This is a genomic window from Methanoregula sp., from assembly GCF_002835825.1.
Classification (GTDB): Archaea; Halobacteriota; Methanomicrobia; order Methanomicrobiales; family Methanospirillaceae; genus Methanoregula.
The window spans coordinates 1-1,016 of sequence record NZ_PIZH01000796.1 but is presented as its reverse complement, the minus strand read 5'-3'; the positions used below and the strand labels follow the sequence as shown (position 1 = coordinate 1,016).

Annotated in this window: 2 protein-coding genes; both read right to left on the bottom strand. The window is 49.9% G+C overall.

Annotated features, from left to right (window positions below):
- Window positions 1-230, bottom strand: a 230-nt coding sequence (locus tag CW742_RS15280; RefSeq protein ID WP_292421897.1) for a hypothetical protein, incomplete at its 3' end; no start/stop codon positions are given.
- Between the two features lie 226 nt (window positions 231-456).
- Window positions 457-1,016 (bottom strand): hypothetical protein (locus CW742_RS15275; RefSeq protein WP_292421895.1); only part of this gene is annotated, 560 nt, incomplete at its 5' end.

The window sequence follows — 1,016 nt, the reverse complement described above, 5'->3', positions numbered from 1 at the left end:
GCATGGAAGCTGTCGCAGGTCCGGACGAGGACCTTTCCGGCAAGGTTTTTGAGTAGTGCTATATGATCCTCAATTCTCTCGCGCTCCCCTTCCATCATCTCATCGGAGGGTTTCCTGAGATCTTCATCGCGTGCGGTCAGGAGGAAAACTGCGACTCCCCGTTCAGCGGCTTCAATCAACGCTTCGGTGAACCGGGATTTCTGGATTAGGAACGAAGAGACGCAGATCATCGTCTTAGCAGATTTGACGATATCGCACAGTTCGTCAATGAGTCCTTGATCTTCTCCGGGGACAATGAACTTCCGTGATTTTGTCGATACCGTGAGACCCTTTGGAGCCGGGACTCCAGGGATACTTGTCCAACAGGGTCCGATAATCTGATTCGATCGATCAATTTCACGGATGACCGGATCCTTGAATGTGTCCCGAATATTTCCGTGAGTGTAACGGGGCATGTTACTCCACCTCCTTTTTCGTTAGAAGGAACGGTGCAGTGATGTACCAATATCGCTCTGAATCAGTGTTTCTCTCTTCTTCTAATGTGGTCCGCATCTTATCGTAGGAAGGTAATGATTCCAGGATCTCTTCAGAGGAGTAATGATCTTCCCAGCTTCGTGCTGCGCTCTCGCGTAACTCTGTGTATCCGATTTCATTCGTGTAATACCGGATATTTTCCCGGAGCGTCCAAGCCGCCCACTGTTGGGCATCAGCCAGGGTCTTCGGTATGATCGGGAGGGCCTGAAGAGTCACGTCATCAAACTTCCCGAATCTGTCAATCTCGGGTCTCTCGATCCGGAAATCTTTTTTATGACTGTTCAGTGCGTTTGCATCGTTGGCGATATCCCTGAACGACACGAGGAGCGCACAGCCGTCTCCGGTTTCGATTATGTCATCACTATGTCCTCGGAACAGGTTCCTTAGAACTTCAGTGAAGGGCAATGTGAACTCATGTCCAACAGCAAGGCCTTTGCCACTCTCGGTTTTCTTGGCATGATTCTTTGAGTAAACGGTCAGGA